The sequence below is a fragment of the Alkalilimnicola sp. S0819 genome, from assembly GCF_009295635.1.
Classification (GTDB): domain Bacteria; phylum Pseudomonadota; class Gammaproteobacteria; order Nitrococcales; family WHIW01; genus S0819.
Map to the genome: position 1 here is coordinate 71,407 of NZ_WHIW01000010.1, position 13,128 is coordinate 84,534.

14 protein-coding genes and 2 tRNA genes are annotated in these 13,128 nt (G+C 67.4%); 9 read left to right on the forward strand and 7 right to left on the reverse strand.

What is annotated here, in order from left to right; all coding sequences use genetic code 11:
• Positions 1 to 42: 42 nt before the first annotated feature.
• The 5 genes from GBG68_RS09795 to thiS are packed head-to-tail and all read right to left on the reverse strand — an operon-like array spanning position 43 to position 3,579.
• Positions 43 to 816 (reverse strand): ABC transporter ATP-binding protein, encoded by a 774-nt coding sequence (locus GBG68_RS09795; protein ID WP_152146779.1) that lies wholly within the window; start codon positions 814 to 816, stop codon positions 43 to 45.
• Positions 813 to 1,841, reverse strand: a complete 1,029-nt coding sequence (locus GBG68_RS09800) for an iron ABC transporter permease (RefSeq protein ID WP_193222291.1) — start codon at positions 1,839 to 1,841, stop codon at positions 813 to 815. The genes GBG68_RS09795 and GBG68_RS09800 overlap by 4 nt, the downstream gene beginning before the upstream one ends.
• Positions 1,842 to 1,851: 10 nt before the next feature.
• Positions 1,852 to 2,544: a tRNA (guanosine(46)-N7)-methyltransferase TrmB gene (gene trmB, locus GBG68_RS09805; RefSeq protein WP_152146781.1), complete on the reverse strand. Its 693-nt coding sequence runs from the start codon at positions 2,542 to 2,544 to the stop codon at positions 1,852 to 1,854.
• 11 nt (positions 2,545 to 2,555) lie between these two features.
• Positions 2,556 to 3,332, reverse strand: coding sequence for a thiazole synthase (locus GBG68_RS09810; RefSeq protein ID WP_152146783.1), 777 nt, complete (start codon positions 3,330 to 3,332; stop codon positions 2,556 to 2,558).
• Between the two features lie 46 nt (positions 3,333 to 3,378).
• On the reverse strand, positions 3,379 to 3,579 hold the full coding sequence (gene thiS / locus GBG68_RS09815; protein WP_152146786.1) for a sulfur carrier protein ThiS: 201 nt from the start codon (positions 3,577 to 3,579) through the stop codon (positions 3,379 to 3,381).
• Between the two features lie 114 nt (positions 3,580 to 3,693).
• Here thiS and GBG68_RS09820 point away from each other — a divergent pair.
• Positions 3,694 to 3,767: transfer RNA gene (locus GBG68_RS09820), tRNA-Gly, on the forward strand.
• Positions 3,768 to 3,807: 40 nt separating this feature from the next.
• Here GBG68_RS09820 and GBG68_RS09825 read toward each other — a convergent pair.
• The gene (locus tag GBG68_RS09825; protein WP_152146788.1) at positions 3,808 to 4,347 is read right to left on the reverse strand and encodes a host attachment protein; all 540 of its coding nucleotides are present in this window, start codon (positions 4,345 to 4,347) and stop codon (positions 3,808 to 3,810) included.
• Positions 4,348 to 4,494: 147 nt separating this feature from the next.
• Here GBG68_RS09825 and GBG68_RS09830 point away from each other — a divergent pair, with 147 nt between their 5' ends.
• The 4 genes from GBG68_RS09830 (at position 4,495) to GBG68_RS09845 (ending at position 8,134) form a co-directional block, all read left to right on the forward strand.
• Entirely contained in the window at positions 4,495 to 6,645 is a 2,151-nt protein-coding gene (locus GBG68_RS09830; protein ID WP_152146790.1) for an AsmA family protein, read from the forward strand.
• Between the two features lie 2 nt (positions 6,646 to 6,647).
• A complete protein-coding gene (gene mutY, locus GBG68_RS09835) occupies positions 6,648 to 7,733 on the forward strand; it encodes an A/G-specific adenine glycosylase (RefSeq protein WP_193222292.1) in 1,086 nt (361 codons plus the stop codon).
• Positions 7,734 to 7,737: 4 nt separating this feature from the next.
• A complete protein-coding gene (locus GBG68_RS09840; protein WP_152146792.1) occupies positions 7,738 to 8,004 on the forward strand; it encodes an oxidative damage protection protein in 267 nt (88 codons plus the stop codon).
• A 54-nt stretch (positions 8,005 to 8,058) separates the two neighbouring features.
• Positions 8,059 to 8,134 (forward strand) — tRNA-Phe (locus GBG68_RS09845).
• Between the two features lie 112 nt (positions 8,135 to 8,246).
• Here GBG68_RS09845 and GBG68_RS09850 read toward each other — a convergent pair.
• Positions 8,247 to 8,513 carry a response regulator gene (locus GBG68_RS09850; protein ID WP_193222293.1) on the reverse strand — a complete coding sequence of 89 codons (267 nt, stop codon included), beginning with the start codon at positions 8,511 to 8,513 and terminating at the stop codon, positions 8,247 to 8,249.
• Positions 8,514 to 8,911: 398 nt separating this feature from the next.
• On the opposite strand from GBG68_RS09850, the gene GBG68_RS09855 reads away from it, so the two are divergent.
• The 4 genes from GBG68_RS09855 to GBG68_RS09870 all read left to right on the forward strand — a co-directional run bounded on the left by GBG68_RS09855 (position 8,912) and on the right by GBG68_RS09870 (position 13,067).
• A complete protein-coding gene (locus GBG68_RS09855; RefSeq protein WP_226801764.1) occupies positions 8,912 to 9,634 on the forward strand; it encodes a ZIP family metal transporter in 723 nt (240 codons plus the stop codon).
• Positions 9,635 to 9,895: 261 nt separating this feature from the next.
• A complete protein-coding gene (locus GBG68_RS09860) occupies positions 9,896 to 10,270 on the forward strand; it encodes a hypothetical protein (protein WP_152146797.1) in 375 nt (124 codons plus the stop codon).
• Between the two features lie 86 nt (positions 10,271 to 10,356).
• Positions 10,357 to 11,643: a TolC family protein gene (locus GBG68_RS09865; RefSeq protein ID WP_152146799.1), complete on the forward strand. Its 1,287-nt coding sequence runs from the start codon at positions 10,357 to 10,359 to the stop codon at positions 11,641 to 11,643.
• 191 nt (positions 11,644 to 11,834) lie between these two features.
• Entirely contained in the window at positions 11,835 to 13,067 is a 1,233-nt protein-coding gene (locus GBG68_RS09870; RefSeq protein ID WP_319593360.1) for an efflux RND transporter periplasmic adaptor subunit, read from the forward strand.
• Positions 13,068 to 13,128: the final 61 nt, after the last annotated feature.

Below are 13,128 nucleotides of genomic sequence, written 5' to 3' on the forward strand. Positions count from 1 at the left end.
TGTGCGCCGGCCGCGACCCGTTCGCGGCCGGAAAGCCCAGCCTTACGCCGGCAGATACGCCCGGCCGTTGTAGCCGCTGATGACCCGGATCGGATGGCCGTAGACCCGCTCCAGGTACTCCGGGCGCAGGGCCTCGTGGGCGATGCTGGCCATGTGGCTGCCGTCGTCGAACAGCAGCAGGATGTGGTCGCAGAAGCGGGCGGCCAGGTTGATGTCGTGCAGCGTCATGACGATCAGGCCGTCATCGCGCCAGATGCGTTGCTGCAGCAGTTCCAGGATCTGAATCTGGTGCTGCAGGTCGAGATGGTTGGTGGGTTCGTCCAGCAGCCAGGCGCGGGGGTTCTGGGTCAGCAGGGTCGCCAGGCCCAGGCGACGACGCTCGCCGCCGGAGAGGGTGTTCACCGAACGCTGGGCGAAATCGGCCAAGCCCACATCCGCCAGCGCCTGATGGGCCACGGCCAGGTCCTCGGGCTGCTCCCAGGCCAGCGCCCCCAGATGCGGGTGCCGGCCCACCAACACGGTTTCCAGCACGGTGGCGGGGAAGGCGTCTTCGCTGTCCTGGGGCAGCAGGCCCAGTCGCTGTGCCCGCTGGCGGCGACTCCAGTCGTCCCGGGGCCGGTCCAGCAGGCGGATCTCGCCGGCGCTGGCCGGGCGCAGCCCCGCCAGGGTGTGCAATAGCGTGCTCTTGCCGGCACCGTTGCGCCCGAGGATGCCCCAGCACTGGGTGCGCTCCATGTTCAGCGCCAGATCCCGGCAGATGGTGCGCCCGCCAATCTCCACGTGCAGCCCGCGGGTGCTGATGACGTCGTCGCTCATGACCGGCTCCCCAGACTGCTGCTGCCCCGGCGCAGCAGGAAAAGAAAGAGAGGAACGCCGATCATCGCCGACAGCACTCCCACCGGCAGTTGTTCGGGGGCGAGCAGGGTGCGGGCGAGGGTATCGGCCAGCACCAGCAGGCTGCCGCCGGCCAGCACGCAGGCCGGCAGCAGCAAACGATGATCCGAGCCCACCAGCAGGCGCAGCAGGTGCGGTATCACCAGGCCGATGAAGCCGATGCTGCCGGCCAGGCTGACCGCCACGGCGGTGAGCAGGGAGGCCAGCAGGAACAGCAGCAGGCGCAGTTGCTTGAGCGGCACGCCCAACAGTTGCGCCTGCAGCTCGCCCCGGGCCAGCAGGTTCAGCGGCCGGGCCAGCGGCAGGGCGATAGCCAGCCCCGCCCCCAGTGCCAACGCGCCCCAGCCGGGGCCGGTGGCATTGCCCAGATCCCCCATCAGCCAGAACAGCATGCCGCGCAGGCTGGTATCCGGGCTGACGGCCAGCAGGAAGCTGATAAGCGCCCCCCAGCCCGCGGCCAGCACCACGCCGGTGAGCAGCAGCCGGCTGTTGGTCCAGCCGCCCCGGCCGTGGGACAGGACGAACACCAGCAGCATGGCCCCCATGGCGCCGCCGAAGCTCGCCAGCGGCAGCCACAGGCCGCCCAGCCCGAGGAGCAACACCAGCAGGGCCGCCACCGAGGCGCCCCCGGAGACGCCCAGGATGTAGGGGTCGGCCAGGGGGTTGCGCAGCAGAACCTGCATCAGCGCCCCGGCCAGGGCGAGCAGGCCGCCGGTGACGAAGGCGGTGAGTGCGCGCGGCAGGCGCAGTTCCAGCAGCACCTGGCTTGTCAGATCCTGGGCGCTGCCGTTGAGCGCGGCCCACAGCTCGCCGGCGGCGATGCTCACACTTCCGGCGGTCAGGGCAATCAGCAGACTCAGCAAGGCCAGCAGCGCGAGCAGCGGCAGGGCCAGCCAGGCGCGGTGCAGGGGGTGTCGCGGTCGGTGTTGCGCGAGTGTGTCGTTCATGCTGCCGGGCTCAGGCGCAACGGCGGAACATCAGGTCCCACACGCCATGGCCCTTGCGCAGGCCCCGTTGCTCGAACTTGGTCCGGGGGCGATCGCCCCGGTCGCTGAACTGCCCGTCGCCGGCGGTATTGGCAAAACCTTCGGCCGCGCTGAACACTGCCATCATGTGCTCGGCATAGGGCGCCCAGTCGGTGGCCAGGTGCACGAAGCCGTCCGGGGCGAGCTTGCGGCGCAGCAGCTGCGTCCACTCCGGCTGCACCAACCGGCGCTTGTGGTGGCGCTTCTTCGGCCACGGGTCCGGGAAGTAGAGCTGCAGCCCGCTCAGGCTTTCATCGGCGATCTGCCGGCGCAGCACCTCGGCGGCGTCACAGCTCATCAAGCGCAGGTTCTCCAGCTGCAGACGCTCGATGTGCATCAGCAGGTGCCCCACCCCCGGGCGGTGCACTTCTATGCCCAGATAATTCCGCTCCGGGTACAGTCGCGCCTGTTCGGCCAGGGAGTCGCCGTTGCCGAAGCCGATCTCCAGCACCACGGGTGCTTCGCGGCCGAACAGGGCCGGAAAATCCAGCGCCTCGGTGCCTGGCTCCAGGCCGTACACCGGCCAAAGCTCCTTCAGGGCCCGTTCCTGGCCTTCCGTGAGGCGGCCTTCGCGGCGCACGAAACTGCGTATCCGGCGCGGGACCGGCGCGGCTTGCTCGCTCATGGGCATGGACCTCAGAAAAACAGACCGTCCAAGGGCGAGGAGGCAGAGGCATAACGCTTGCGCGGAATGCGGCCGGCAAGATAGGCCTCGCGGCCGGCTTCCACCGCCTTGCGCATGGCGGACGCCATGAGCACGGGGTTCTGGGCGCAGGCGATGGCGGTGTTCATCAGCACGCCGGCGCAGCCGAGCTCCATGGCCACGGCGGCATCGGAGGCGGTGCCCACGCCCGCATCCACCAGGATGGGGACCGAGGCGTTCTCGACGATGGTGCGGATGTTGTAGGGGTTGCGGATGCCCAGCCCCGAGCCGATGGGCGCGGCCAGCGGCATCACCGCGACACAGCCCAGGTCCTCGAAGCGCTTGGCCATGATGGGGTCGTCGTTGGTGTAGACCATCACATCGAAGCCATCGGCCACCAGAATCTTCGCCGCCTCCAGGGTGGCGGGGATGTCCGGGAACAGGGTCTGCTGGTCGCCCAGCACCTCGAGCTTGGTCAGATTGTGACCGTCGAGCAGTTCGCGGGCCAGGCGGCAGGTGCGCACCGCGTCTTCCACGGTGTAGCAGCCGGCGGTGTTGGGCAGGATGGTGTAGCGGTCGGGCGGCAGCACATCGAGCAGGTTCGGCTCGTTGGGATCCTGGCCGATATTGCTGCGGCGGATAGCCACGGTGATGATCTCGGCGCCGGCGGCCTCGGTGGCCGCGCGGGTCTCTTCCAGGTCCTTGTACTTGCCGGTGCCGGTGAGCAGGCGGGAGCGGAACTCGCGCCCGGCGATGGTGAAGGTATCCATAGTGTGTTCAGCGTGTCCGGTGTTTGGTCTGTTCGGGCCGCGTGTTTCAGCCGCCGCCGATGGCATTGACGATTTCCACCCGCGCGTCGGGCGGCAGTCGGAAGTGGGCGTGCTCGCTGCGGGGCACGATCTCCTGGTTTACTTCCAGGGCCACGCGGCGCCCGCCCAGCTGCAGCTGTTCCAGCAGTTCGGCGATGGTGAGCTGATCGGCGACTTCGCGTGTTTCGCCGTTGACAGTGATTCGCATGCTAAACCCTCCAGCCACGAGGCCCGATAGTCTACACCGTATGGGCCGTGGGGGGAGGGTTCGGCGGGCTCGCGCCGGCGCGGGGACTTCGGCATAATAGGCCGCGCCCAGCAAGCGGGTGTAGCTCAATGGTAGAGCTTCTGGTTCCCAACCAGATGACGAGGGTTCGATTCCCTTCACCCGCTCCATTATTCCTTCTCGCGCGCCGGCTCAAGCCGCCAGCCGCTCCTAGGGGGCAGTTGCGCCGGGCTTGCGCCGGTGCGGCAGGTAACCCTCGGCGGCCAGTTTCTCGTGCAGGTCCCGGGGCGCGAACTTCAGATAATCCTTGCCCACCTCCTGAAGGTCAGCGGCCCGGGGCAGGCTGTCCTTGATCAGTGGGCGCAGAACGCCCAGAAAGCGCGGCTCCGCGCAGAGCACAATGTGTTCCACGCCCTGTCGGTCGATCAGCTCACTGAGTGCGCGGCTGATATCGCGCCCGAAGCGGCGTTCTTCTTCCAGATCGTGCTGCTCCCGGTGCTCGTCATAGGCGTGGGCCTCGCCCGGCGCATAGCCGCCACCCCGTGGGCCGCCTTCCGCGCCGCCCGCGCGATTGCGTCCGCGGCGCAGGTCGGTCCAGATATGCTCCTCGTGGGCATGGTGCGTGGGGTTCGCCAGGGTTTGTCGTTCCACCAGGTTCGGTCCCGATTCCATCTCGGGCACCTCCGCCGGCTCCAGGGTGTAGAGCCGGGCGCCACCGCCGGCCGCCACCAGTACGCAATAATCGCTCATGGGCATGCCCTCCCTGGCCATGGTCCGCGCCCTGTCTCCAGCCATGGGGGAGGCGCCGCGCCAACTCAATGCTGTGTGCGGGAAGGGCGGCGCTATGTATGATCAACACAGCCGTGTCTTGCAGTGAATACGAAGGAGCGTAATGCCATGAAGGGGTTGTTCAAATGGCTGGGCATCATACTGGGGGGGTTGATCGCCCTGGTGCTCATCGGGGTGGTAGCCGTGCTGCTGCTGGTGGACCCGAACGACTACCGGGACGACATCAGCCGGGCGGTAAAGGAGCGGACCGGCCGTGAGCTGCGCCTGGAAGGCGATCTGGAACTGAGTTTCTTCCCCTGGCTGGGCGTGCGCACCGCCGGTGTGAGCTTCAGCGACGACCCGGCCTTCGGCGAGCAGCCCATGCTGCAGGTGGCCGAGGCCGGTGTGGCCATCCAGGTCATGCCCTTGCTGCTGCGCCAACAAGTGCGCATGGACACCCTGGTGCTGGAGGGCGCGCGCATTCGACTGATCCGGGACCAGCGCGGCCGCGCCAACTGGGAAGTGCTCGCCGAGCAGCTTCAGGCCCGCGGCGAGGCCAAGGACGGAGAGTCCCGGCCCGGCCCCGAGGGGCCACCGGAGGACACTGGCGGCAAGCCGCCGCTTGAAGCCTTGGCGCTGGGCGGCGTGCGGATCGTGGATGCCCAGGTGCTGTTCGAGGACCGGCAGGCCGGCACGCGCATCGAAGCCGCGCCCATGAACCTCACCCTGGGTGAGCTGAAGCTGGGGCAGCGCGTTCCCCTGCAGGCCGATTGGGTGGTAAGCGGCAGCGAGTTGCCGCGCCTGGTCGGCGAGCTGAGCGCGGGGCTCAGCCTCAGCGAGGCCTTGAGCGAGCTGCGGGTGCAGGAGCTGCAGCTGGATCTGAACCTGAGTGGCGAGCAGATCCCCGGCGGCGAGCTGCCGCTGCGGGTAAGCGGCAACCCTCTGTATTTCATCGAGGAAGGGCGGCTCAGCCTGCCGGATCTGCGGGTGGTCATGGACGAGCTGGTGCTCCACGCCCAGGTGCAGGCCGAGCAGCTGCAAAGCGACCCGCGGGTCAGCGCGGCCCTGAACGTGCCGGCCTTCAATCTGCGTGATCTGCTCCAGCGTCTGCAGATCGCCCTGGAAACCCGCGACGAGCAGGCCCTGCGAGCGGTGGGCCTGCAGGCGCAGCTCGGCTGGGCCGGCAACACCCTGAGCCTGCGGGATCTGAACCTGCAACTGGACGAGACCCGCGCCACCGGCCAGGCCACCGTGCGCCGCTTCGCGCCGCTGGCGGCCAATCTGCGTCTGGATGTGGACCGCATCAATGTGGACCGCTACCTGCCGCCTCCGGCCGAGGGTGAATCGCCCAAGGCCGCCACCCCGGGCTCCGCGGGTGCGGCCGCCGCCGAGGGGCTGCCGCTGGAGCTGCTGCGGGAGCTGAACATCGACGGGCGAGTGAGCATCGGCGAGATGATCGTCTCCGGGCTCACCACCCGCAACATGGTCGTGCAACTGCGCGGCAACAATGGCCAGATCCGCCTGCACCCGTTGAGTGCGGATCTTTACGAAGGCCGTTATGAAGGCGATGTGCGCCTGGATGCCCGGGGCGAGGCGCTGAAGGTGAGCCTCGACGAGCAGCTCCGGGGCGTGCAGATCGGCGGCCTGCTGCAGGATCTCACCGGCCGCTCCTGGCTCACCGGCACCGCCAACCTGAACCTGGCTGCCAGCACCCTGGGGGCATCCGTGACCCAGTGGCTGGAGCAGCTGGATGGTCGGGGCGCGTTCAGCCTCAACGACGGCGCCATCCAGGGCATCAATGTCCGCCAGGCCCTGCGCACCGCCGCCGCCCGCTTGCAGGGCAAACCGGCGCCGGCCGCCGCGGACGACAACACGGTGTACGAAGACCTCAAGGGCAGCATGACCATCGACGGCGGGGTGCTGCGCAACAACGACTTCAACGCCGAGATCTCCGGCGCGGCCCTGGCCGGCGGCGGCAGCCTGCGGCTGTCCGACCAGACACTGGATTACCGCCTGACGGTGAACCTGCAAGAGCCCATCGAGGGCCTGGAAGAGCTGCAGGGCCAGCCCATTCCGCTGCGCCTCACCGGCCCGATCACCTCGCCCAGGCTCAGCGTGGACCTGGAGAGCGTGCTCAAGGCCCGGGTCCGGCAGGAGCTGGACGAGGAAACCGACAAGGCGAAGAAGAAGCTGGAGGAGAAGTTGCGCGAGGAGCTGGGTGAAGAGGGCGCCGAAGAGTTGGACAACGCCCTGCGTAAGCTGCTGCGCAACCGCGACTGAGCATGCAGCCGCGTCTGATCGAGGAGTCGGCCCCGGTGCCGCTGAGGCCGGGCGAGTTCGCCCGGCGCGTGCTGGCCTGGTTTCGAGTGCACGGCCGTCACGATCTGCCCTGGCAGCATCCGGCCAGCCCCTACCGGGTGTGGGTCTCCGAGGTCATGCTGCAGCAGACCCAGGTCGCGACAGTCATTCCCTACTTCCAGCGTTTCATGGAGCGCTTTCCCGATGTGCGAGCGCTGGCCGGGGCCGAGCAGGATGAAGTGCTGCATCTGTGGTCCGGCCTGGGCTACTACGCCCGGGCGCGCAATCTGCACCGGGCCGCGGGGGTGATCGTCGAACAGCATGGTGGCGAGATGCCCGGCACGCTGGAGGCCGTGCAGGCCCTGCCCGGCATTGGTCGCTCCACCGCCGGGGCCATTCTGTCGCTCTCCCGCGGCGAGCCCCAGCCCATTCTGGATGGCAACGTGAAACGGGTGCTGGCGCGCTTCCACGCCGTGCCCGGCTGGCCCGGAGAATCCGCGACCCTGCGCAGGCTCTGGGCTCTGTCCGAGCAGCTGACCCCGGGGCGCGATACCGGCGCCTATAATCAGGCGATGATGGATCTGGGGGCGACCCTGTGTACCCGCGCCAGACCCCGCTGCGGCGAATGCCCCGTGAATGAGGCCTGCCGGGCCGCCGCCGCCGGCACCCAGGCGGACTACCCCGGGCGCAAGCCGCGCAAGCGCCTGCCGGTGCGGCGCACCCGCATGCTGCTGCTGGAAAGCGAAGAGGGGGTGCTGTTGCAGCGCCGCCCGCCCGCGGGCCTGTGGGGCGGGCTGTGGAGCCTGCCCGAACTGGACGCGGAAGACGACTGGCGGGACTGGTGCGCCCGGCAGGGGCTGGCGATCGGGCAGGCCGAGGACTGGCCGGTGCTGCGGCATACCTTCAGCCATTTCCATCTGGACATACAGCCGACGCGGCTACGGGTGCGGGCGCATCCGGGTGGCGTCATGGAAGGGGAGCGGGCGCTCTGGTATAACAGCCGCGCGCCGCAATCCCTGGGCCTGGCCGCGCCGGTGGCGCGGCTGCTGAGCCGTTTGACGGAGGACTGAGCCGATGACGAGAACCGTGCAGTGCGCGAAGCTGGGCCGCGAAGCCGAGGGCCTGGACCGGGTGCCCTACCCCGGCGAACTGGGGAAACGCGTCTATGAGAGCGTGTCCAAGGAAGCCTGGCAGGCCTGGCTGGGCCAGCAGACCATGTTGATCAACGAATACCGTCTGAGCCCGATGGACCCCAAGGCGCGCAAGTTCCTGGAAGGGGAGATGGAGCAGTTCTTCTTCGGTGGTGGTTCGGCTGCCCCGCCGGACTATCAGCCCCGGTAAGACCGGGCGCGCTTGACGAGCGGCGCCGAATACGGTTGAATTGGCGCCCTTCCTGGCCGGGTAGCTCAGTCGGTAGAGCAGGGGATTGAAAATCCCCGTGTCGGCGGTTCGATTCCGTCCCTGGCCACCAAATTGCTTGAAGCAGAAGGCCCAGCCATGCGCTGGGCCTTCGCCGTCTCTGGGGACGAAAATCCCCGCGCCGGGGCATTTCCGGGAGATTGGCGGCAGGGAAGGCAGGGAGATCAGGGATAGACAGGCTGGCCGCCGCCCACGGTGGGGAATACGGCGGCGTCCGGTGCCTTCCCGATCAGCTCGGTCAGTGCTGTTTCCAGTGTTTCGGCCGCAAAGGGCTTGGTCAGCGTGAGGGCAAAGCCGGCGTCCTGGCAGCGCTGCCTGATCGCCTGTGTGACCAGCCCGGTGAAGGCGATCGCGGGCACCGCCGAAGCATCGTAGCCGTCGCCCTCGCGCAGGCGCTGCAGGCACTCGAAACCGTCCGGCCCCGTGCCCAAGCGCAGATCGATCGGCAGCGCCGCGTAGGGCGGCTATCCTACGGCTCGACGGCGGCGGACTCACCGGAGCGCGCTCGTCGTATCGTGGGTGCTGTCCACGCGCAGGCGCTCTGCCAGGAGAAACTCCAGCGACTCGCGCACGGCATCATGCCGGGGTCTCATTTTCTCCCCTCCCGGGGCCGGTGTCACCCACGCGCTCATCCGGTCAGGCTCGTCGTGAGGAACATCGCGCCCGGTGGCGCTGGCGGCTCGGTTCCCTCCGGGCCATTCGTAGGAACGAGCGCAAAATGCCGGCATGGTGTGTCCAGAGTAGTAGCTGGCTTCTACCACTACCGGTTTTGTGTTGCCCCTTAGATCCCCAATGAGTTAGCCAAGGCAAGACTAAAGGGTTGTATCTCGTGGAGCTTTGGCAAGTCATCGTGCTGGCGCTGCTGCCGTTCGCGGGCAATTTTGGTGGCGGCATGCTGGCAGAGGCGATTATGACCACCGAGCGCCGGGTGAGCATCGCACTGCATGGCGCGGCGGGTATCGTCTTTGCGGTCATTGCGGTGGAGCTGATGCCGCGGGTGTTGGAGAACACGAAGCCCTGGATCGTGGTGCTGGGCTTTTGCATCGGGGGCGTTCTCTCCATCGTGCTAAAGCAGGTGGTAAAGCGGGTTCAGGCGCAGCGGGGCGGCAAGGCTGGCCCCTGGATGATCTACATCGCCGTCTCCACCGATCTTTTCACCGATGGCCTTTTGATCGGCACCGGCTCGGCCGTCTCCTTCTCGCTGGCCCTGTTGCTCGCGGTCGCGCAGGTACTGGCTGATATCCCCGAAGGCTTTGCCAGTATCGCGAACTTCCGCAGCCAGCGCATTCCGCGGCGCACCCGCGTTCTACTGTCGCTGGGCTTTGCCATTCCCATTCTGGTGGCCGCTATCGGCAGCTATTGGCTGCTGCGCGATGCATCAAGCGCTTGGCAAATGGGCATTCTCTCGGTTGCCACCGGCATGCTGGTGGTATTGGCGGTGGAGGATATCGTGCCCGAGGCGCACGAGAGCGAGGACTTTCCGCTTGCTACCGGCGCAGTCATTGGTGGATTTGCGCTTTTTACCCTCATCTCCTCCTACTTCGGGGCCTAACCGCAAAGGTACAGACGGCCATCCGTGCTCATAGGCTCTATCTCATGAACATAGCGCGGAGGCAGCGCTGGATCATCTAGCCCACGTGATCCGGTATCCAACCGCGCGAGACCGGCTGGTACGGCGCCGACTGCACAGCCCGTGTAGCCACCGCACAGTGCTGAAACTGGCCCTCAAGATGAGAGTATGGGATGATCCGGATGCGTGACGCGCCCATGGCTTTTAGCTCTGTCACGAGAAAACCGTGAGGCTTCTTTACCGATGACCTTAGAGACTGGCCAACACCAATCACTGTTGCGGCGATGCGTGCCGGCGCTGGTGGTGGTGCTTGTCTGCCAGTTTCTGCTGGGCTTCGCGATGCACCAGCATATCTCGGCAGACTGCGAAGCCTCGAGCGTCGTCCATTCCGACTATCAGCAGCTCGATCAGCATCCGGATCAGGTCGACGTCACGCCCGACAGGCTTGTCAACGCCTTCGATGGCGGTAGTGATCTGCCCGCCATTTTCCTTGTAGCGGTACTTCTGCTTGCCTGGATTCTCCCGCGGGTGAGCATCTCCCCGCGCTATGAGAGCAGTCCGCCACTTCCCGCCCAGTACGCGTCTCGTCCCCTGACGCGTGCCCCTCCTTTCGCCTGACGACATCGTTCTGAGTCTCGGACAGCAGCACTGCTGTTCGCCAGTTACCGCACATCCGGCCTAAGCCGGAGAGTCGGAGTGTTGTCATGCGCAAGATATCTGTTTTGCCTCGCGTCCGCCTGGCGCGGTCGATCGTTTTCGCGACTAGCCTGTCACTGTTGGTGCCGCTGGCGGCAAAGGCCGACGAGTGGACGCTTGAGAGTAGCGCCGCGCGCGCATTGGAAGTCTCACCATCACTTGCCGGCGCCCGCGCGAACGTGATGGTGCAGCGCGGCGAGCTTCATGAGGCGGGCCGCTGGCCGAATCCGAGCTTCGAGATCGCGGCCGGGGACAGGCTCGGTCAGGAAACCGGAGACGGTGGCTGGGACGTGCAGGAGTATGCCTTCAGTCAGCCGCTCCCCATCGGGGGGCGCCTCGGTGCGCAGCGCCGAGCTGCCTCGGAGGCGCTTGATGCGGCGCAGGCCGCCACCGGCGCGACCGCGCTTGAGATCGAGCGGATCACGGCGAGGACGTTCCACCGCCTACAGTGGGCACGCGAACGCGTCGAGCTGGCACAGGCGCAGTTAGAGCGCGCGCGCGAGTTCCGCCGGATCGCAAAGCGACGTGCTGCCGCCGGCGACATTCCGGGGCGCGAGGCGCTGCGGCTCGAGGTTTTGGCCGCGGAGGCTGAAGCCGCACTCGACGACGCCCGTCGCGAGGAGGCGGCAATGCGCCTGCGCCTCCTCAATCTGCTGAAGCTGCCGGACGACCTGTCCTTCGCACTCTCGCCCTTGCGCGCTCCTGGAAGTCCACCCCCGCTCGAACGGCTGGAAGCTCAGTTGGCAGAGCACCCGGCATTGCGCGCCGCCCGCGAGAGTGCCGAGGCGGCCTCCGCCCGTGTCGACGTGGCACGCGCGGAGCGTATTCCGGACCTGGAACTGCGTGCCGCCCGCGAAGAGGAGATTTTCGATGGCGCGCGCGAGCCGGCCTACTCCATTGGCCTTCAGGTCGAGATTCCGCTGTGGAGTACCGGTAGCGGGTATGTCACTGCTCGCCGGGGCGAGGCGATCCGCGCCATCCAGGAGTACCAGCTACGGCTACGCGAGCATCGGGGCGCACTGGAGGAGAGCTACGCTCAGCTGACCCGTCTGTTGGAGCGCCTCGCGCGCCACGAGCAGCAGGTGCTTGAACCTGCGCGGCGTGTGCTTGCGTTGACCGAGAAAGGCTATGCGGCCGGTGAACTGGGCTTGGCGGCATTGATCGACGCCACCCAGGCCGAGTGGCGTGCTGCCCAGCAGCAGCGGGATCTGCTGCTGGAAGCGCGGGCGCAGGAGGCGGATTTACGCCTCGCTGCCGGTGAACGCCTTACGCAGGCTCGGGAGGCCGCCGAGTGACCGAGCAGAACCTCACGATAGCGCGAGCTCATGCGACGTGCCACGCCACTGACGGGCGTGACCGCCGTGCGCGGCCCGTACCGCGCGTGTCTCACGATGCGCTGACGAATACACCAGAGAGTTTTTCCATGGCTTTAATAGTTGATTTCTTGAGTAAGCGATACCGGCTAACGACGGTCCTTTTGGCCGTAGTGCTGGTAGCAGGATGTGGTGATGGTTCGCCAGGCAGCGCTGCTGAGGGCGCCGGTCAGGACACACACGTCGCGGCGCAGAAGGCCGATGCGGACCACGAGGACGGCGAGGACCACGACGACCATGAAGGCGGCGAGGACCACGACGAGCACGGCGATGAAGAACGGATCGTGCGTTTGACCCAAAAGGAGCTTGCCGAGTTCGGCATCGAGGTGCGCACGGCGGAAGGTGGAGCGGTCACGGTAACGCGCCAGTTACCGGGGGAAATCGTCTTCGACCCGGACCTCGTCGCACGCGTCACACCGCGGGTGCAGGGCGTGGTGCAGGAGATTCTTAAGCGTACGGGGGATCGAGTGCAGCAAGGCGACGTGCTGGCGGTGCTCGCCAGTCGGGAGCTTGCACAGATCAAGTCCGATTATCTCTCCGCCCAGGCACGCCTCGATCTGGTCCAGGCAACCTTTGAGCGTAAGCAGCGCCTTGCCGAGCAGCAGATCACCTCGGAGGCGGAGGTGCTGGAGAGCCGGCAGGCCCTGCGCGAGGCGAAGCTTGCGCTGCAATTGGCCGAACGTAAGTTGCAGGCACTCGGGCTGAGTCGCCAGCAGATTGGCGAGCTCGGCGGACAGGGTGAGGCTGCGCTGGCGCGCTATGAGCTCACCGCGCCCATCGCTGGGACCGTTATCGAGCGGCACCTGACGCGCGGCGAGACCACCGCCGCCGAGGCGGATCAGCCGCCATTCGTGATCGCCGACACGGAAACCGTCTGGGCGCAGCTCACCGTCTATCCGCGCGATTTCGGCGCAGTGCACGCGGGTCAGAAGGTCACGGTGATTGCCGACGGCGGCGACTTGACTGCCGAGGGCACCATTGACTACGTCACGCCGCAGATGCGGGAGGCGACACGCTCGGCTACGGCGCGTGTGGTGCTTGATAACCCGGATGGCCGTTGGCGCCCGGGGCAGTTCATCACGGCCCGGGTTCAGGTCGCCCAGGCCCAGGCGGACGTGGTGATCCCGGAGTCGGCCCTGCAAACCGTCGAACAGGAATCGGTTGTGTTCGTTCTTACCGATGAAGGCTTCGAGCCGCGCCCGGTGCGACTTGGCCGTCGTGCCGAAGAGAAGGTGGAGATCGAAGCGGGTCTGCGCCCGGGGGAACGCTATGCCGCCACTAACACCTTCACGCTCAAGGCCGAGCACGGGCGTGAGGCGCTTGAGGGAGCCGGTCATGCGCACTGACGCGCCGACCAGCCAGCGCAGGGGTGGCTCCCGCCGCTCCGCCCCCTCCAATACGCCACCT

Coding starts and splice junctions, on each gene's coding strand:
- GBG68_RS09795 (WP_152146779.1), bottom strand. CDS start 816: ATGAGCGACGACGTCATCAGCACCCGCGGGCTGCACGTGGAGATTGGC.
- GBG68_RS09800 (WP_193222291.1), bottom strand. CDS start 1,841: ATGAACGACACACTCGCGCAACACCGACCGCGACACCCCCTGCACCGC.
- trmB (WP_152146781.1), bottom strand. CDS start 2,544: ATGAGCGAGCAAGCCGCGCCGGTCCCGCGCCGGATACGCAGTTTCGTG.
- GBG68_RS09810 (WP_152146783.1), bottom strand. CDS start 3,332: ATGGATACCTTCACCATCGCCGGGCGCGAGTTCCGCTCCCGCCTGCTC.
- thiS (WP_152146786.1), bottom strand. CDS start 3,579: ATGCGAATCACTGTCAACGGCGAAACACGCGAAGTCGCCGATCAGCTC.
- GBG68_RS09825 (WP_152146788.1), bottom strand. CDS start 4,347: ATGAGCGATTATTGCGTACTGGTGGCGGCCGGCGGTGGCGCCCGGCTC.
- GBG68_RS09830 (WP_152146790.1), top strand. CDS start 4,495: ATGAAGGGGTTGTTCAAATGGCTGGGCATCATACTGGGGGGGTTGATC.
- mutY (WP_193222292.1), top strand. CDS start 6,648: ATGCAGCCGCGTCTGATCGAGGAGTCGGCCCCGGTGCCGCTGAGGCCG.
- GBG68_RS09840 (WP_152146792.1), top strand. CDS start 7,738: ATGACGAGAACCGTGCAGTGCGCGAAGCTGGGCCGCGAAGCCGAGGGC.
- GBG68_RS09860 (WP_152146797.1), top strand. CDS start 9,896: ATGACCTTAGAGACTGGCCAACACCAATCACTGTTGCGGCGATGCGTG.
- GBG68_RS09865 (WP_152146799.1), top strand. CDS start 10,357: ATGCGCAAGATATCTGTTTTGCCTCGCGTCCGCCTGGCGCGGTCGATC.